This window comes from Treponema sp. (genome assembly GCF_045657965.1).
Classification (GTDB): domain Bacteria; phylum Spirochaetota; class Spirochaetia; order Treponematales; family Treponemataceae; genus Treponema_D.
Genome location: NZ_JAZOUG010000086.1, coordinates 26,318 through 44,021 on the forward strand (window position 1 = coordinate 26,318; position 17,704 = coordinate 44,021).

The 17,704-nt window shown below is 40.9% G+C and carries 25 protein-coding genes; 11 read left to right on the forward strand and 14 right to left on the reverse strand.

From position 1 onward, the window contains the following. Positions 1 to 6: 6 nt before the first annotated feature. From ACKI5B_RS03235 to ACKI5B_RS03290, 12 genes are all read right to left on the reverse strand, one after another. Entirely contained in the window at positions 7 to 171 is a 165-nt protein-coding gene (locus tag ACKI5B_RS03235; RefSeq protein ID WP_407425781.1) for a hypothetical protein, read from the reverse strand. 13 nt (positions 172 to 184) lie between these two features. Further along, a complete protein-coding gene (locus ACKI5B_RS03240) occupies positions 185 to 2,257 on the reverse strand; it encodes a terminase gpA endonuclease subunit (RefSeq protein ID WP_407425783.1) in 2,073 nt (690 codons plus the stop codon). 73 nt (positions 2,258 to 2,330) lie between these two features. Then, positions 2,331 to 2,957, reverse strand: coding sequence for a lipase family protein (locus ACKI5B_RS03245; protein ID WP_407425785.1), 627 nt, complete (start codon positions 2,955 to 2,957; stop codon positions 2,331 to 2,333). Continuing rightward, positions 2,954 to 3,586, reverse strand: coding sequence for an FAD-dependent thymidylate synthase (thyX, locus tag ACKI5B_RS03250; protein WP_407425787.1), 633 nt, complete (start codon positions 3,584 to 3,586; stop codon positions 2,954 to 2,956). The genes ACKI5B_RS03245 and thyX overlap by 4 nt, the downstream gene beginning before the upstream one ends. After that, the gene (locus tag ACKI5B_RS03255) at positions 3,583 to 3,780 is read right to left on the reverse strand and encodes a hypothetical protein (protein WP_407425789.1); all 198 of its coding nucleotides are present in this window, start codon (positions 3,778 to 3,780) and stop codon (positions 3,583 to 3,585) included. The genes thyX and ACKI5B_RS03255 overlap by 4 nt, the downstream gene beginning before the upstream one ends. Then, the gene (locus ACKI5B_RS03260; protein WP_407425791.1) at positions 3,777 to 4,025 is read right to left on the reverse strand and encodes a DUF3310 domain-containing protein; all 249 of its coding nucleotides are present in this window, start codon (positions 4,023 to 4,025) and stop codon (positions 3,777 to 3,779) included. The genes ACKI5B_RS03255 and ACKI5B_RS03260 overlap by 4 nt, the downstream gene beginning before the upstream one ends. A 159-nt stretch (positions 4,026 to 4,184) precedes the next feature. Continuing rightward, entirely contained in the window at positions 4,185 to 4,484 is a 300-nt protein-coding gene (locus tag ACKI5B_RS03265; RefSeq protein ID WP_407425793.1) for a hypothetical protein, read from the reverse strand. 198 nt (positions 4,485 to 4,682) lie between these two features. Next, positions 4,683 to 5,057, reverse strand: a complete 375-nt coding sequence (locus tag ACKI5B_RS03270) for a hypothetical protein (RefSeq protein WP_407425795.1) — start codon at positions 5,055 to 5,057, stop codon at positions 4,683 to 4,685. A 2-nt stretch (positions 5,058 to 5,059) separates the two neighbouring features. Continuing rightward, positions 5,060 to 5,344 carry a hypothetical protein gene (locus ACKI5B_RS03275; protein WP_407425797.1) on the reverse strand — a complete coding sequence of 95 codons (285 nt, stop codon included), beginning with the start codon at positions 5,342 to 5,344 and terminating at the stop codon, positions 5,060 to 5,062. Positions 5,345 to 5,404: 60 nt separating this feature from the next. Beyond that, complete coding sequence (locus tag ACKI5B_RS03280) at positions 5,405 to 5,554, reverse strand: hypothetical protein (RefSeq protein WP_407425799.1); 150 nt, start codon at positions 5,552 to 5,554, stop codon at positions 5,405 to 5,407. After that, positions 5,551 to 6,381 carry a hypothetical protein gene (locus ACKI5B_RS03285; RefSeq protein ID WP_407425801.1) on the reverse strand — a complete coding sequence of 277 codons (831 nt, stop codon included), beginning with the start codon at positions 6,379 to 6,381 and terminating at the stop codon, positions 5,551 to 5,553. The genes ACKI5B_RS03280 and ACKI5B_RS03285 overlap by 4 nt, the downstream gene beginning before the upstream one ends. A 533-nt stretch (positions 6,382 to 6,914) precedes the next feature. Continuing rightward, positions 6,915 to 8,168 carry an ISNCY family transposase gene (locus ACKI5B_RS03290; protein WP_407425803.1) on the reverse strand — a complete coding sequence of 418 codons (1,254 nt, stop codon included), beginning with the start codon at positions 8,166 to 8,168 and terminating at the stop codon, positions 6,915 to 6,917. Between the two features lie 350 nt (positions 8,169 to 8,518). Here ACKI5B_RS03290 and ACKI5B_RS03295 point away from each other — a divergent pair, with 350 nt between their 5' ends. From ACKI5B_RS03295 to ACKI5B_RS03345, 11 genes are read left to right on the forward strand one after another with little or no spacing between them, the layout of a single operon-like run. Next, positions 8,519 to 8,806, forward strand: coding sequence for a hypothetical protein (locus ACKI5B_RS03295; RefSeq protein ID WP_407425805.1), 288 nt, complete (start codon positions 8,519 to 8,521; stop codon positions 8,804 to 8,806). Next, positions 8,803 to 9,240: a single-stranded DNA-binding protein gene (locus ACKI5B_RS03300; protein ID WP_407425807.1), complete on the forward strand. Its 438-nt coding sequence runs from the start codon at positions 8,803 to 8,805 to the stop codon at positions 9,238 to 9,240. The genes ACKI5B_RS03295 and ACKI5B_RS03300 overlap by 4 nt, the downstream gene beginning before the upstream one ends. 51 nt (positions 9,241 to 9,291) lie before the next feature. After that, positions 9,292 to 10,008: a ParA family protein gene (locus tag ACKI5B_RS03305; RefSeq protein WP_407425809.1), complete on the forward strand. Its 717-nt coding sequence runs from the start codon at positions 9,292 to 9,294 to the stop codon at positions 10,006 to 10,008. 1 nt (position 10,009) lies between these two features. Further along, the gene (locus ACKI5B_RS03310) at positions 10,010 to 10,816 is read left to right on the forward strand and encodes a ParB/RepB/Spo0J family partition protein (protein ID WP_407425811.1); all 807 of its coding nucleotides are present in this window, start codon (positions 10,010 to 10,012) and stop codon (positions 10,814 to 10,816) included. Beyond that, the gene (locus tag ACKI5B_RS03315) at positions 10,816 to 11,067 is read left to right on the forward strand and encodes a hypothetical protein (protein ID WP_407425813.1); all 252 of its coding nucleotides are present in this window, start codon (positions 10,816 to 10,818) and stop codon (positions 11,065 to 11,067) included. The genes ACKI5B_RS03310 and ACKI5B_RS03315 overlap by 1 nt, the downstream gene beginning before the upstream one ends. Positions 11,068 to 11,070: 3 nt before the next feature. Continuing rightward, entirely contained in the window at positions 11,071 to 14,193 is a 3,123-nt protein-coding gene (locus ACKI5B_RS03320; RefSeq protein WP_407425815.1) for a toprim domain-containing protein, read from the forward strand. A 12-nt stretch (positions 14,194 to 14,205) separates the two neighbouring features. Next, positions 14,206 to 14,589: a VVA0879 family protein gene (locus ACKI5B_RS03325; RefSeq protein ID WP_407425817.1), complete on the forward strand. Its 384-nt coding sequence runs from the start codon at positions 14,206 to 14,208 to the stop codon at positions 14,587 to 14,589. A 3-nt stretch (positions 14,590 to 14,592) separates the two neighbouring features. Next, complete coding sequence (locus ACKI5B_RS03330) at positions 14,593 to 14,802, forward strand: hypothetical protein (RefSeq protein ID WP_407425819.1); 210 nt, start codon at positions 14,593 to 14,595, stop codon at positions 14,800 to 14,802. Then, on the forward strand, positions 14,802 to 15,152 hold the full coding sequence (locus tag ACKI5B_RS03335) for a DUF4406 domain-containing protein (RefSeq protein WP_407425821.1): 351 nt from the start codon (positions 14,802 to 14,804) through the stop codon (positions 15,150 to 15,152). The genes ACKI5B_RS03330 and ACKI5B_RS03335 overlap by 1 nt, the downstream gene beginning before the upstream one ends. Further along, positions 15,145 to 15,492: a hypothetical protein gene (locus ACKI5B_RS03340; protein ID WP_407425823.1), complete on the forward strand. Its 348-nt coding sequence runs from the start codon at positions 15,145 to 15,147 to the stop codon at positions 15,490 to 15,492. The genes ACKI5B_RS03335 and ACKI5B_RS03340 overlap by 8 nt, the downstream gene beginning before the upstream one ends. Further along, positions 15,485 to 15,724: a hypothetical protein gene (locus ACKI5B_RS03345; protein WP_407425825.1), complete on the forward strand. Its 240-nt coding sequence runs from the start codon at positions 15,485 to 15,487 to the stop codon at positions 15,722 to 15,724. The genes ACKI5B_RS03340 and ACKI5B_RS03345 overlap by 8 nt, the downstream gene beginning before the upstream one ends. Here ACKI5B_RS03345 and ACKI5B_RS03350 read toward each other — a convergent pair. Both ACKI5B_RS03350 and avd read right to left on the reverse strand, forming a co-directional pair. Then, entirely contained in the window at positions 15,708 to 16,709 is a 1,002-nt protein-coding gene (locus ACKI5B_RS03350; protein ID WP_407425827.1) for a reverse transcriptase domain-containing protein, read from the reverse strand. The genes ACKI5B_RS03345 and ACKI5B_RS03350 overlap by 17 nt on opposite strands. A gap of 358 nt (positions 16,710 to 17,067) precedes the next feature. Then, positions 17,068 to 17,469: a diversity-generating retroelement protein Avd gene (avd, locus tag ACKI5B_RS03355; protein WP_407425829.1), complete on the reverse strand. Its 402-nt coding sequence runs from the start codon at positions 17,467 to 17,469 to the stop codon at positions 17,068 to 17,070. Positions 17,470 to 17,704: the final 235 nt, after the last annotated feature.

Consider the following 17,704-nt stretch of genomic DNA (forward strand, 5'->3'; position numbering starts at 1 on the left):
ATAAAATCACCATTCCTCAAACAAACTTCCGCTGGTCCTGTTTTTCATTTCAGCCCATTTCTTATACTGACCAAAAGGAATAAACAGCTTTTCAACGACAATATTTGTAGCGCTTGCGCTCATCGTGCAGGTTTTGTTAGTTTTCCAGATGCAAATAAAACGCTTATCCATTTTTCACCACCCATTATTCACCATTTTTCAACGCCTGTTCCGCCAATTCCTCAGCGCTAAAGCCCTTTAACATCGGCCCGTCAGTCGCCTTGTCACTGTAGTAGAACGCGCCTGTTTTTGCGTAATTCCAGAACGTTGCCCAGTCCAGGTAACGCAAGCCCATTTCATTCCGGCAAATATCATCCGCCAGAACTTCCAGCGCCGTGCGGTTATAAACGTAAGTATCAAACGCATGGTTCGGCGCGCCAAACTTTGCCCGCCATATCGTCTTCAGCCATTGCCCGGTATTTTTGTCTATAACCTCAACCTTTTCTTCCGCTTCGAACATTTTATAATAATCATCGTGCAACGTTTCCGGGAAATTCGGATACCACGCCGGCTGCAGTTCGCCGCTGTTCCATCGCAGAACATTCATTGCAACACTTATGCGGTCCTTTTGCTTTCCCGTGTTTACATGATAAGCCAGCTGTAAACCAATTCTATTCAAAGTAGAATTGCTGAAAAGCTGGTAAGTTTCGCCGCCCTTAATCCAGTCCATACCCTTGCAGGCATAAACACCGGAAGTAAAACGCTGACAAAAGCTGTAAACCCAGTCCGTGTAATGACCGGAATCCACAAACAAAATGGCAACCTTGTAAAGTTTTACGTTTTCGCCTTCGCTGTCATCCGCATAAACTTTATTGTCAAAAATATCCGCCAGCTTATCCCACGGGCCGCCAAATTGTTCAGTCGGTCCTTCTAGGAACATAAAATCAACCGTGTAAGTAACGCCGTTATCCGCATAGCCTTTAATGTCTACATAAAGCCCGTTTTTCTGAACGTCCACCGACCCAACAAGAAGAAGGATGTTGCTTCCGGCATCTTCACGCGCCATTTTATTAGGCACCGTTCCCATAGCAAAACCAAACCGCCTGTGTAAAACGGCCCGTTCATATTTAATCTGCTCATTCTGTTCCAGATACGGCAAGCCCTGTTTTAAGTTACGGAAAACCCTATATTTTTCCTTATCGCGCACCTTATTATTTTTCAAATCCCAGCATTCAGCCCACGCAGAAACATAATCTTCCCAGGAAAACATTCCAGGCGGATTATAAAGCGCCGTAATATGATAGCTTTCTGTTTGTGGCTGCACCGCCTGAGCTGTAGCTCGCCATTCACCCTTTGGAATAATAACCGCCTTGTCATAGTTCTTCATAATCTTATGACAATACGGGCATTCATAACCAACAGTGCTTAAATCAGGAATTCCGTTTTCATCCTGCTTCCACACAATGCCGCCAATCTTCCGCGACTTGTCAGCCGGATCCCAAACAGTAAATTCAAGCCGCTGCATCTCCCCGCAATATTTGCACGGCACGTAAAAAAACTTTTGCGTACCTTTTTGAAACAATCGCCAAATCAAAGAACTTTTTTCTTCTGCAGGTGTTGAACCAATATACAACTTGCTGGAAGTAGGGTAAGCATCCAGGCGCGCCACCATCAAATCATAAACGGAACCTTCGCCCTTAATTTTCGCCTGCATTCCATCAGCTTCATCAACCAACCCAACCTTATAAGAAAAGTTACGGAAACGGTTTCCAGAACCAGCGCCGACCGCGTGCAAATATCCGCCCGGATATTCCTTTTTCATAGCCGTGTCACCGGTCTTTTTAGATCCTCGCGCCTGCCTTGTCTGATTGTAAATCAATGGCCGCAATCCGCAGTTGTCGATTGTCGGATCTATTTTTGTAGCCATTGCATCTTTTGCCATCATTTCATCAGGCAAAACGTAAAGCACCGCTGCCGGATTCTCGCCGATATAATACATCATTACAGATTCAAGGATTCCGGTAGTCGCTCCAATCTGATTTCCCTTCATCACATAAACGCGCCGCGTCTGGCTGTCCGGCGCAAATTGATTGATAATCTCTCTAAAATACGGAAACTTATCATAACTGAACTTTCCCGGAAAAGGTGACAAAGCCCGGTCAATATATCGCACCTGCTCAATATATTCCGACGGCTTCACATAGCTTCTTTTTGCCGTAATTCGTGAGAAATTTTCAACTAAAAAATCAATGTCGTATTCAGTTATAACCTCAGTCATTATTTCCCAACTACTCACGTGAGTAGTAACTCTCTATATTTCCGCCCGATGCTTCCCACGTAAAATATGACTTCTAGTAATATTCAGCATCACCATAAGCGCAATGCCATTTCCCTGTCTGGAACACCCGCCAGAGTTTCCAGCAGTTCTTTTTATCAATGATGTTATTTCCGCACCTCATGTAAAACGGCAGTGGAACGCACCAGGTCACAAAATCATAGCTGAATTCATACTGATAAAACTTTTCAGCCGCCTTCTTAAAATAATGCCGTGTATAAAAACCAAACAACGGCTTAGGACCGCCAAAAGTAATAACTTCGGCCACCGGCTTTTTGAACCGGAAGAAATAATCTTCTGCCGCCAGTAAGCTCATAGCCCCGCCATAACTCCAACCAGCCACAATGATTTTCCAATCCTCTTTTCCCTGAATAACTTTCAAAAGTTCAGTAAAAACCATATCGTTAATGCTTTTCCAGGCTTTAGCCCATCCCCGATGCACCAGGAAGAATTTCTGCTGTTGCTTATAAACCTTAACCGGAAAATCAAGATTCACCTGCCAATCCCTTTTGCTTGCCGATTCCTGAAAAAGTAAATAAATCGCCTTTTCTTCTTTAACCGGCTTAACAGCAAACTGTACATCATCGCCGCCGCTAATATATTCAGTATCTTCAATCAGCTTAAAAAGTTCCCACGGTTTCATTTAGCTTCCTCCATCCACGGACACATCCGCCCGATTTCCATTTTGACCTTATTCATTAAATCCCGCATATCCGGGTGCGCAGCCTTGTCGCATCTCAGTCGCAGAATATGCGACCATTCAACCAGGTTTGCTTTTATGTAAACACTAGTCATAGCATCCAGCGGCAAAGCTCCCCGCGCTTCCTGTCTTTTCATTCCAGTTTTAATATCTTCCTGGTAAAATCTTTCAGCGCATTCCATGTACTCAGCCCATCTATGCTGCATTTCCGCGCTGGCATCCTTCCACCAATAGGGCAGAATTACTTCCAGGTTCGATTCATCACAATAGCGTGTAGATTTTTCATTGAAGCTGCAAAGCCTATGCCGTATCAATTCCCGGCTGATCGCAATAGAAGTGTTCAGCTGAAAAGTCAAATCCACAAATTCAAAAATAGAACTATGCCGCGGCCGTGCGTTCCATGCGTTCCTGCAAAACTCAATCGGCCTTGTCATGGCATTGTCACGGTCCTGTGTCTGTGTCCCGTTCCGTGCGATTTTTTCAATGTAAAAAGCAATATCCCAGGCGTAATCTTCACCAGTCCATTCAACATTGCTGTTTACCAGCTTCACGCTGTTTTCACAAAACTTCATTTTCCATTTCCCTTTTCAACTTTATTGATTGTGTCCTTAATTTTGCAAAGAACGCCTTCAACCTTTGAAATCTTCTGCCTTAAAACGTCAGTGTCAATCTTTCCGGCGCAGCACATTTCAGAAAGCTCCTGCAGCTCATTACTTGCCCAGAACTCAGTAAAAATATCATCATTTTCCATCTGGTTATAAATCATTTTGCACCAGCTCCAACTTCAGCAATCAGTTTATCCAGATACCAGCGCGCCTTTTTCAGATCTTCCAGCGGGTTCACCTTGCTTTCATAACGGTAAACATATTTCATAACGTTTCCCTTCAAAAAGCCTTTGAAACATTCGTCAGTCATGCTGGCCTTAATTGAATCAATACATTCAATGCCACCCTTGCAGTAGTGCGCTGGATGATTCACGTTGTCATTCAGTTCTTTTTTCTCAGTTCCCATTTTTTCAATTCCTCCTGGTTTGAATCTGTTGTATCATTTAGATGCAGTGCAGTGGCCGCCGCCTTTTTTAAAGCGATTTTTTTTCGCCACCTTGCCCCGCGTGCAATCTTTACCCGCGCCGTCCCCGGAAAAGAAAAAGAATCCGGCAAATCGTCCCACTTACTTTTTCCCATTTTCCGCCACCTCACAAATATACGGATGATTGTGGTAAATACTGACTTTTGTTTTCGCATCACCAAAAACATCCTGCTTTACCTGCTGAATCACCTTCGCCGGAATTTCGCTGTTGTAGTCCCAGGCGTTCGCAATACTCACATAAAGCTGCCCGTTTATATCACTTGCAACGATACTATAATTATAAAATTGTCCGGGTGGCGTTATCCATTTCCGGACGTGTCGCACCTTTTCGCCGGTTTCCTGGTAACTCTTAGGCAGCTTAATATCTTCCAGCTTCAACATCCTAGATCATCTCCCTGGCAATCTTTGTTTGAAAGTCCTTAAAGTTCCTGCTAATTTCCGCGTTCGCTTCCTCGTTGCTCATTCCTTCAAAACAATAATCGTTGCCCAAACTTCGCCAGGCGCAACGTTTGCCCTGCCGCTGAATCTGTTCTTCACAATTCTGACACCTAGCCAACAAAATCCTTTTAGACATATCTTTCATTGTTTGACCTCCGGCTTTTCCTTTGAATCCATACAAAACCGCCAGCCTTTCTTATATGCCGCCCGTATCTCGTCCGCAATATATTCAAGCTCATTTTTTTTAATGTACATTTCGCAGTCAAATTGTGCGCTGTCTTTATTCAGGTTTTCAATTTCGTGTTCCAGCTCGTACTTATCAATAAAATCTTTAAGTTCGACCATGCAATCACAAATATTTTTGATTTCTTTTTTCGCTTTTGTCGTATTAAACTTCCAGCTGGAAATATACACAAAAGAGTTATAAGCCTTTTCAAGCCAGCTCATATAATCTTTTTCAACGTTCCCAAAGTTATCCTTTACTTCGCAAACCATGCCTTTAACTTTGCATTCCATCACTAAAATCCCCACCTTACGCCGTGATAGACAATATCAATGTTTTTATTGCGCCAGCAAAAAACTTCGACGTAAACAAAGCCTTTAAGCCAGTAATCCTTTGCAAGCTCAACAGCTTCAATTTCGCTTTCTTTCTGCCAGGCAGCCATAAGCCCGTCTTTAGACACGGCCCGCAAGAAAAACGGCGAAGTTTTGTCAGTATCTTTTCCCTGGGCATAATATTCAGTAAGCGCCGTTATCCGTTCGCGCTGCATACTTCTTTCAAGTTGTTCAAGTGTACTTTTCATTTTTTAATACCTCCTGTTATGCGGCAGAGTAGTGGCCGTTTTTATTTAAAGCAAAATTTTTCAAGAATGTTCGTGATATTCTTCTTCTTCCAGAAAACTTTCCACCACGGAAATAATGAACACTACCGGAAAGGAAAGAACGGCAAGAAAAATCATCATTATGTAAAATGCGCAGGTAGCAACCGCCGCCGGAATTTCACTTATTGTCATTTTTCCGCCTCCAACTGTTCTTTAATTTCAGAAACCATATCATCGGCCGCATCACTTTGTTTTTCATACTTGCCGCGCAAGCTGTTCAGCTCGCTAATAATATGTTCCTTAGTTCCGGCAATGCACCTGCTCACGTTGTCGCTTATCAGGTTAATAACATCCTGCCGCATCGTATCACCGCCGGCCTGCACCCGTGCAATTACCTGGTCAGTAATGCTTTCTGGAACATCCAGCAGCTTATTCATCAGCTGGTCAATAAAATTAAACAACCTGGAAACCACAAAATCTTTAGGAATCTGAACTAATCGACGTTCCTGCAGCTTCTGATCCTTTTCATCAGCTGTTACCAGGTCGCGCAAAATCTTTGAATATTTTTCCACGCCATCAATGGACCCGCCGCCCCTGTAAATAATCAGTTCTCGCAAAGTCATATTCAGCGCTTCATTCGCCGCGCCGGAAATTTGCATATCGTTTGCAGCTGTAAACACGGCCGGTTTTCCGCCACTACTCACGTGAGTAGTTTTCTTTTCAGCTGGTCCCACATCACTCACGTGAGTAGTTTCCGCCTGAATCAATTCCGGTGTAATGCCGGCAGTTTGCGCCGCCAGCTCAAAGCCTGGTTTATTTGCAACGACGTTCAAATTGCCTTCAGTAATGCCGGCCTTAAACGCTGCCTGTTTCTGCATCAGGTATTGTCTGTTAATCGGATTGTCCGTATCCAGCTTCTTAGCAGAGTTTTGAATTAAAGTTCCGTTTTTAATTTTTTTGCAAATGGCCGCTGGTGAAACCATGCACATTTCCGCAAATCGACTAGGTATTACTTCCATTCTTTAACTTTAGAAGTTAAAAGTTAAAAACGCTATAACTATCTTTAACCGATTTTTAACCCATGTTCAAACCTGATACACAAATTGCAAAAGGCACCCGCCGCCGAATTATTGCATAAGGGATAGGGGGTTCCCAGTACCTTTTTGTTATATAAAAACAGTTCCTGGTATCTGTAAGTTTGTAAGACAAATTTAAATGTTTTTCTTTTTGTTCGTATTAGATAAAAAATATTGTATAGTAATTATTCTTTATTATTTTATTCATATTTTTTTTATTCATTGTCATTGAATACTAAATATATAAAATCGACTTACAAACTTACACTAAATAAAATACAAATAAATATGAAAGAAAACTGTTAATTTTTAACGCGATTTTTTCAAAATGAAAAAATTAAAAAATTTGTAAAAAATAAAAATATAAACCTATACAGTGAAAAATTTTTTATTTTTCAAAAAAAACGTGAGAAAAAAGGATTTTTATTTTTTTTTCGGTGTTGCCGTAAGTGAAAAAACAACTTACATCTGCAACATCAAGCCGCCTTAAAGTGCATTTCGGAAAATAAATAATCGTGAATGATGTTTTCCAGAACTTGCGGAACATCAGCTGAAAGTTCACTGGCAGGGGATTTAATCTGAACGGCGTAATTCTGACCTTTGTATAAGAACCAAAGCCCGTTCTGATTTATGCACAAATCACCTTCAACTTGCGTGTGCTGGAAGTTCAGGACTTTAATTTTCAAGCCTTTGAAACTTATGCAGCCTTCACGATTTACAGTTCGCTTTTCTTTCACACAAAGCAGATTCTGTAAGTTGATTCCTTTATCCAGCGTTCTGAATACTGACACGTTTTCTTTATTCTTTCCAAAATGCTTAAAGTAGTAACCGCAGAATTCATTTTCAAGGAACGGGTTTGCAGCTTCAATCGTTTTAATTCCGCGCTTCTTGAACTCATTGACTAAACGGCCCTGAATAGTTTCCCAGCCGCGTTCAATTTTTCCTTTTGCCTGTGGACTATTTGCCAGGTGTAAATCAACATCTAATTCCTGGTTCATAATTTCCCACAATGCTTTTTTCTTTTCAGTTCCGGCCAGCTGGTCTGCAATGGATAGGGCCGTTTGATCTTTGTAGTTATTATGGAATACCGGGCTTTTATCAGAATAATCTTCAAGTTCAACGCCGTATTTCGTTAAAACTTGCCGGCGGCATTCAATATAACCATAGCGACATTCAAATTCAGTCATGTATAAAGCCAGATAGGTAGAACGTGAATCATCCATCACGCCATGAAGTGCGTAATATCTCGTATCGCCAGCCCACGCAAACCACTGGTAAGGTGTAGCATCCCACTGTAAAAGCTCACCAAAGTTTTTACGCCGGAAGCTGATTCTTTTTACCGGCGCACGTTTAACCTTGCGCTTTTCAGGTGAATTGATTCCTGCAGCAGTCAAAACATTGTAAACAGTTTTATACGACACTTTAATGTCATAAACTTCTTCAAGCTCATCACGCCAGTATTTAAAATTGATTGGATTTCTTTCTGAACTTTCGATTAAATATTGCTCAATAATAAAGTGTTTGATTTCAGCGGTAAGTTTTGTATGATTACTTTTCTTTCCGCTTAATCCGTGAATAAACATTCTGTCACCGATTTTTGAATATTTTTTTCGCAATCGACTGAATTGTTCCGGTGTGTAATTACACGCTTTTGCAGCCGCGTTATTGTGCAACTGGCCAGATTCTACAAGTTTGTAAAATCGCTTAAAATCTTCTTCAAGGCATTTCATAGTCGGGTTGAAACTCCATAAGCTGTAAGACTATCAACTTATCGTTGAAGACCGCCCACCCACATACAAATGTCAACAGAATTATAGCATTTAAAATGCTCAATTCAAAGAAAAACTTTTAATTATTCTTGACATTGTAGTTATTCCTTCATATAATCAAGGTATTAAAGCATTTAGAAATGTCATGCTTTAATACCGACTAACATTTTTAGGCGCTGGCACAAGGCTAAACACCTTGTTTCAGATATAAAGGCTTTTGGTTGTTTTTAGTCGGGCAGTCAAAAGCCTGTTTTTTTTACTACTCACGTGAGTGATCCGGAGGGGAAACTACTCACGTGAGTAGTAGCTTTTTGAAAAAAGAACGAAGGATGGCTTATAAAAAGGTTTTAAACAAAAAGTCAAACCGCAACCGCTTCGCAATACCTGTGTACATTGACGGCATCAGGTATGAATCTTTATTGTCCGGCGCGATAGATTTTGAACTGGGTTATCCAAACGTTTTCAATAAATACAAAAAGAACCAGGGCGCGCCATATAAAGTTTCTGGTCATTTAATTGTGACTGTTAAATGGGCAAATCTGCATCCTGAATTTGATGTTAATGCCGGAATTTTACCGGAAGGAGATAAAAACAAATGAGCGACTTAAACCAAGTCTATTTGCAGGGCCGTTTGACAAAGAGCGCTGAATTAACAACGCTTTCAACCGGAACACCGCTGGTTCGTCTTTCTCTGGCTGTAAATAAGTCGATTAAAGACAAGGCAGGAAATTGGAACCAGGTGACAAGCTTTTTTGATTGTGACTATTTTGGCGAATATGCTTCAAAAGCTGTGCCAGAACTCACAAAAGGCCGTGAAGTTTTGGTTGAAGGTGAATTGAAGCAAGATCGCTGGGAAAAAGATGGAAAATCTTTTTCAGCAATTAAAATCCGTGCATCAAAAGTTAGACCTTTGCGCCGGCCAGGTGAAGGAAAATCTTCAACGCCGGCAACAGCTGCAAGCCAGCCAACTTATGACGCGCCGGAACCTGATTATCCACCTGACTGGGATAATATCGACAATCCAGAAAATTAAAAAAAAATAAATTGTGATTCACCAAATCTATTTTCGCAGGAGGAAGCAAAATTGAAAATCACTATCACTAATGGAAAAGGCGGAACGGGCAAAACAACACTTATGACCGTTCTGGCTGAATTTCTCTACCGTCAGAATCAAAAAGTTTTGATTATTGACCTGGATGCAAACTGTAGTATTTCAGAGATTTACGGCAAAGTTCTTCAGGAACAAACAAGCCGTTTACTTCTTACCGGGCAAACTGTAAGCCCGTACAATGTAAAAAAATCAACCGACGGCGGCCGGCTCGACATTGTGCCGTCTGAATTGAATCTTTCAATGATTTCAAACTTGAAAGATACTCAGCTAAAATTTGAACTTAAAAAACTGGGTTTAGAATCAAACTATGATTATATCCTTATAGACCCGCCTGGAACATGGTCTGCAATGACCAGAAACGCTGTAAACGCTGCAGATGCTGTTGTAGTGTGTGGCAAATGCTCACCGCTGGACTTTGTAGCAACTCAAAACTTTCTGCAAGAGCTTGCTGAATGTTGCCTGGAATCAGATGTGTATGTGGTTTGCAACGCATACAACAAAGCGCGCGATCCAAACGGAATCTGGCAAAAGTATCAGGAAGAATTCACTGACTATCTTATTAAAGAACCTGTGCCGCAGCTGAACAGCTTCCAGCGCATTGTTTTTGACAACGATTATAAAATCCGCGCCGATGTAGAAAACCGCGTAAAAGGATTTATTGATGCAATCACCGGCAAGGAGTGGAACTAATATGAAACTGAACGCACAAAACGCAACCTTTATTAAAATTCCGGTTGAACAATTATATATGTCAGAAAACGTCAGAAAAGAAATTGACAACGGCGACATTTCGCAGCTCGCCTGGTCAATTCAGAAAAACGGCTTATTGAATCCTATTTCAGTACGCCCGGCAGTGGAAAAGGACGGCGAAAAGACTTATGAAGTAATTGCTGGCCACCGCCGTGTTTTGGCAATCCAGAAACTTTGTGAAGATGGTTTTGATTTCAATATGGTTGAATGTTGCATCCGCCCTAGCGGAAAAATGCACACCCTGCAGCTTATAGAAAACATCCAGCGCGTAGATTTAAGCGCAAAAGATAAAGAAGCTGCAATTCAGCAAATGCTAGATTCCGGCATGACACAAGGACAAATTGCCGCTGAATTAAGCAAGTCAATTAACTGGGTTTCTGACATTGTAGCCGGAATCAATAAACGCCAGGAAGCTGAATCTGCCGGAATTGATACTTCAGGAATCGGCACACGCGCAATGGCTCAAATCCGCAGTGTCCCGCAGGAAAATCTTCAGCAGGCGGTTGAAGAATTAAAACATGAAGGCGGAACTGTAAAAGCTGCAACAGAAATTCAACATAAATATAAGCCAGTTTCAAACAAACCGGCAAAACAGAAGGCGCCGGATAAGTCTTTGCAAAATACCATTGCAATTCAGATCCGCGACTTCTGGAAGACATATCAGGCGCGCTATCGTGACCGTGTAGAAGATATGACCGCTTTTGACCTGTACACTGCTTTACTTGAATTTTTTGAAGAAGGTATCTAATGGCAAAAGGAAATTGGACTAAGTTTCATAGTGACGCAATTCAGCAAGATTGCGCATACGATAAAACATCAGGCTGGCTTTTTACTCGTGACGGTGTAAAGTATTCACCTTCTGAGCTTGCTTTAATTGCACGTTCTGGAAACGATTGTCCGATTCAGGTTCATATCATTAAGAAACTGTTTGAAGGAACAGTTGTGGACGCGCCGCCAGCAATTCCAGGAAGGGAAAATCTAAAGTTCGGAGAAAATTAGAAAATGTCAGAAATAAAGTACGACTTCGACAAATACAAAAATGCTTTACGTGATTATCTTACTCAAAAAGGAATAGATTTTTCCCGCAAAAATATCCGTTGTATCAATCCGGCGCATAAAGATGCCGGGCCATCAATGGCAGTGTATGAAGATAACTGTTATTGTTTTGGCTGCAATCAGCGTTTTGATATTTACGACGCTGTAGGCTTCCTGGAAGGCATTTCTGACCGCGGCGAACAATTCAGATGGGTAGATTCTCATTTTGGAACCGGTGAAGGTTCAATTTCAAAATATGTTCCAAAAGAACCTGTTCCAGCAAAAGAAAAGAAAGAACCGGACAAAAAAGCCCTTGAAACTCTTGAAAGCTATTTCAAAAAGATTTCAACACTTCCGGCCGCACAAAAAGCAATCAAAAATTTTTTAGACTGTCGCGCACGTTATACAACACAAGGGCAAATTAAAAGCTATCCTTCTTTTGTAGAACAAAACCTGTTAAAAACTCTTTACTATTGGCCGGGTTTTGACGCTGCAGAAGCTGAATTAGGCTGGCAAACTTTAGTTGCTGCAGGAATCGGCGGCCGTAATCCTGAAAAGAATAATAAAAGCTCATGGGATCATTCAGGCGTAGCGCTTAAAGAATCTAATGGCTTCAAACTTCATTACTATATTGACGACAAAACAAAATGCGTAAAATGGAACGGTTCAGGTGTAACAACCTTTCCGCAGCCTTATTGCTTACCATTTCCGTCTTCAATCATCCTGGTTGAAGGTGAAATGGACGCACTTGCCTGCAATGCCGCCGGATTTAACAATGTTTTTTCAGCTGGCGGAACCGGCGGCATATCAAAAGAAAAGGTTCAAAAGTATCTGCTGGATGTTCCAGAAGTTATTTTTCTTTTCGATAAGGACACTGCAGGAAAAGAAAATTCCGGCATCATTCCTTTTGCAGATGGAAAAGGCACAAGCTCACGCCCTGAAATCTTCCGACAGGCCGGATATAAAGGCATTATCAAAGTTGCGCAATTACCGGAAGACTGTGATTATAAAGATTGTGACGAATGTATTATCAACAACAGAATAGATCTTATTGATACCGCTATTAAAAATGCCCAGGAATGGAAACCGCTTCCAAAGCCAGGCAAACCAAAACCAGCCGACCGCTTCAACGAAAAAGGCGAAGAAGAATTTGACACAATCGGCATAAAAAGACTTAAAGCACTTCTTAAAAAAATAGAATTTTCCGCTATTGACGAATCAGATGTTTACTTGTTTGTAAATGCCTGCATGAAGGCTTGTAAATCAACAGAAACACGCACTGAGCTGACCAAATGGGCCGCCGCCAGTAATGCTGTATTGGATGAAAAAACAATCAAAGAAAATTCCGGCATCAGTCCTTATTTCCTTTTGGAAGCCTGTGACAAATACGGAGTTTCAAAATACTTGCGCAATGAACTGGAAGCCGCACTTATTCCGGCATCCAGAATTGTAAAATCAATCAAAGACCGCAAAACTATTGTAAAACTTGATTATGACAAGATTCTAAAATCTGAATCATTCAATCAGTTTTTTGAATTTAAAGATGCCGCTTCTGCAGCTCAGCTTATTGTAGAAATTTTCAACGGCCGTTTGCGCTATACTGAAAACGACAAAAAGAACTGGTTCTTTAATGGTTTTGTATGGGTTCGTGAACCTGACGTTGCCGGAATTGCTTATACAATCCTTTGTTCTTTAATCAAAAAATATCTTGAAAAAAATCCAAAAGAAAAGAAGGCTGCAAAAGAACTGCTGGTCAAAATTGGCGGCCGCCCGTTCCGCCAGGGAATCACCCAGGATATTAACGGAACCAAGCCGGATGTATGGTGTGAATCATTACCTTTTGATGGTCCGCAAATCCGTGAAACTTTGACACTTTTGGACGGCGTTATGGATTTCTCAGGCAATAAAATAGAATTCCGTCAAAGCCAGACAGAAGACTACCGCCGCGAAATGCTGCCTTATACAGTTGATGAAGTTAGAAACGCAAAAACGCCGGAAAACTTCTTAAAGTTTATGCGCGGAAACTTTGCAAACGAAGAAACGCTTAATTCTTTATTTTACTATTTATCGCTCATTCCTAGCCGTAACACCGGCTATAAATACGGCGGCGTTTTTCTGGGTGAGCATGATACGGGTAAATCAACCACTTTGAACGTTATTGAAGCTGTTTTTTCTGGCTGTTGTGTGCGCCTTAAAACTGAAGTTCTCGTTTCTGCAGGCGGCCGCAACGTAAGCGGTAACGAAGCAACACCGGAAATTGCAAAGCTGGAAGGCCGTTGCGCTGCCTTTGTTCAGGAAACAGCCCGCAACGCCGCATTAAATACAAATTTCTGGAAAGAATTGACCGGTGGCGATACTTTAACAGCCCGTATGTTGCGCGAAAATCCACATGACTTTTTGCCAACAGCGCAAATTATTATTGCTTCAAACTATGCGCCATCTTTTGACGCTCACGATGATGCAGCTTTTACCCGTATGGCCGTTTATCATTTTAAGATTCAACACGCAAAAGGCAGCAAAGACACAAAAACTTCAAATGACTTTGTAAGCGATTTAAGACCGGAATTTCCGGCAATAATTAAGTTTTTATGTGAAAAATATGTTGATTTACATATTAACTTAAAAGGCAATATTCCATTTTCTCAGGAATGTATTGCTTATAAAGACTTATACCGCGAAGAACAAAAAACCGACCTTGACCGCTTTTTTGAAGCAAATATCAAAGTTGACCTTGAATTTGACCCTGCAACCGGTGAACCGTATTACGAAAAGACCGCTGATGTTTACCAGCGTTATCTTGATTTCTACCAGCTCACTGAAGATTCAAAAGAAGCAATGTCACGCGCTAAAGTAATCAAATACTTGCGCCGTGATCACCGCGAATTAGTGCTTAAACAAAAGCGTTTTGGTGGTAATCCTGAACAGATTTTCCAGAATATCAAACTTGTAAAATGGGAAAATGCTGCACAAAAACAACAGCCAAAAGAAACAAAGCAACCGGCCCCGCCACCTCGTCAGCAGCCGCAATATTTAGACTTAGAGCCGCCAGAAGATAATCCTTTTGACGACGACCAGCCAGATATATTTTAGGAGGAACAGACAATGGAAAGAAAAGTAAAACTGTCAGACAGACAAACAATGACTTTTGATGATAACAATACAAAAGTTTATGAATCACCTGAAGCCTGGACGAAAGAAGGAAATAGAAGGTTCGGTGATAATTACATGGACTGGAAATTTTTATGCCCTATGTGCGGACATATAGCATCAGTTCAGGATTTCAAAAACGCTGGCGCTAAAGATCCAAATTGTGCATATCAAGAATGTATTGGTAGATACACTGGAAAAGGTTCACCGGTTAAAGGTGATAGTTCTGGCTGTAATTGGTGTGCATACGGGCTTTTTGGAATACCTAAAGGCGGCGTTATTGTAATGCGCGACAAAGAAAATGCTTCACATATATTTGACTTTGCACCGGAGGAATAACCAATGATGAATCCAGAAAACTTTAATTTATGTCAGTGGGTTCAGAACTACATTCTGAACATCAACACCAGAACAAAGAAACTTATCAAAGTAAAAAGAATTGACAATGAGTTTTTCCGCATCAAATACGGCGGCGAAGTCGTAATTGTCGGAATCAAATATTATAAGAACAAAGAACAGCTTAAAAGCGAAAAAGACAAGGAAGGTAAATAATGAAAATCTACATATCAGGCGCAATCAGTTCAGACCCGGATTTTCGCGGAAAGTTCAACAAAGCTGCTAAAATCATTGCCGACAACTTAGAATGTGAAGTTGTTAATCCTGTAGATATTTCTGAATACCTCGACAAAGAATTTAAAGCAGAATACGCCGGAAGCCTACCTTATAACACATACTTAAAAGCCGATATTATGCAGCTTTTATTTTGTGACGGCATCTGCCTTCTGGAAGACTGGCAAACGTCAAAAGGCGCAAAACTTGAACGTGAAATTGCCAAAGTCTTAAACATGGATATTTACCACTATTCAGCCAATGGCCCAGTGATAACAAGAGAAAATGATTAGTATAAAAAATCTGCCTGTAATATGGGAACAAAATGAAACAAAGCCGGATTCTCAAATTATTTTGCGCATCTACCAGGGTGAAAACTATTTTTTATTCTCGATAGATGCCAAGCTGGGCAGATTCATTAAATCCGTCTATCCACACGAAGAAAAAGACTGCTTTCCATCGTTACAAACAGCCAAAGAAGCCGCCGCCACTATAATCCGATCCTGGTATAAAACAAATAAAAAAGTTGCAAAATACTTAATTCTTTTTGATGTTCAGTATTGCGACCAGCCGACACTTTTTGACATGGATTATTTATTCAAACCCCAGAAGGAAGAAACAACAAATGGATAAAATCAGGATTTCTTATTCATTCCCTGTAGATCTTTTTGGCGGCTGGTCATTCCGCTGTTTATATTTCGATTCTATAAGCGAAGTTATAGATTTTTATTTTCAGCATCCAGAAGCCACCAGTTTTGAAATTACTATAAGTGACGGTATGTTCTGCAAAACTGAGCCTGAATTTTACTGTGGCGAAGACTACCGGGAACATTTTAAGAAGCTGGGCTTTACTGTTGATTGGTAAGTTTTTCATGCAATATCTTCAGCAGTTCTTCACTTATCCATTTATAACTTGCCGTTCCCTGACAATGCCCGTATCTGCTAGCAAGTTTTGCGTATAGTTCATCATCCGTAATTTTTCCATTATGCCACGCTTTAACATCGTTTTTCTGTCGGTCCATAGTAATTTTCTTTACCAGCTTATAATCCGGCATAATCCTGTAGCCGACATAACACAATCCGGCCGCACTTTCACCAATGCGCGTTTTATCATTCAGTCCTAAAAACAACGTTTCCAAAAATTCAGGAATTTCATACTTCAATTCTTCCAATCTTTTCAGGTCAGAATCAAATACCAAATAATCATCCATGTAATGCAAGAAATGTTCACAATGTAAACTATGCCTTAAATGAAAATCCAGTTCATTCAAATAAATATTTGCGCTCAGCTGGCTGGTTCTGCATCCTTTCTTTAATCCGATACCATTGCATTCATTCATAAATATTTTATGCAATAACCACAAAATATCTTTATCATCAGTAACAAAGTTTTTATAAATTTCTTCCAGCTTAAAAATAGGAACGCTTTCAAAGAATTTCTTAATATCAAAATAAAGATAATATTTACAATCAGGACGGTTTATAAAATGCGCAACCCGTTCAGCTGCTTTCAGCGTTCCTTTTCCATCCCTGCAGGCGTATGAATCATAATCTAACCGCGGATCTATATATGGCTCAATAACGCGGCAAACCATTGTTTGAACTATTCTATCAAGCAATCCAGGCGCACTTATAAGCCTTAATTTTGGATCGTGTACATAAAAATTACTATATGGACCTGGTTCGTAAGTATGCCAGATTAAATTATTTTGAATATTTATTAAAACCGATTCTAAATTATAAGATAAATATAACTCATGCGGCAGAAACTTTTTACCACATAAAACCTCTTTTGCACTTTGGTAAATATTTTCAAAATCGTACACTTGTTCAAATCTAGGTTTATCCATCTTCTTATCACTTTAAATAAAATTAGCCGTTACAGTCGTAACCGCAACGGCTTGAATACTTCTATTCCAAAAAGGAATAAAGATAAAATGCCCGACAATCGCTTATAAAGCGGAATAATCGCCGGAAACTCTCCTTAAAGAAATTTCCGTGCCTATTCAAATTGCGTTATTCAAATGCTTAAAAACTTTGTCGCAGGCCAGCCGGGAACCGATGTTCGTGTTCACGTTCCACGGGTAGTTGTTCAAGTTCACCGTGCGCGGACCACAATGCACGCCGTTATTCCAGTTGTTACCGCAGTGCAGCGCAACCAGACCGTCAGAGTTAGGAACAACAATATTTTTTCGACACTTTACCTTCTTATCGCGCATTTTGCGCAATTTTAATAAGACCACCCGTTATCTTACCAATCTCATCCAGAAGTTTTACGCTGTGTTCGTAAGTTTTGGTGGATAAGTATTTCTTTTCGCGGAAACGCCGGATGTACATTTTCAACACTGTTAATTCAGTATCAAATTCATGCCATCCGGCCACTTTCTGCCGGGATTTATTTGTTACAATAATGATCCGCATCATTCTGATAAGCTGCTTTTTAGCTTCAGCGCACCAGGCTGATTTTTCAAAGTTCGGAAACCTTTCTATAATCGGCTCAAAGTACGTCATAAAGTCATAGAATTTTTGGAACAATTTCAGGTTCTCAACAGCGCCAAACGGTTCTTTGTTCACCTGGACGGTCTTTTGTCTATCAGTTAATTCATTCATAAAGCAAAACCAGAGATTCAGAAATTCAGGCAGCGGCGGTAAAACCGCCGCCAGGGCGTCTGCTTACGCAGCCGCGTCGCAGGCCAGCCGGGAACCGATGCCCGTGTGCACGCCCCACGGGTAGCCGTTCAAGTCCACCGTGCGCGGACCACAATGCACGCCGTTAACCCAGTAGCCACCGCAGCGCAGCGCAACCAGACCGCCAGAGCTAGGAAGATAAGCCTGACCCTGATTA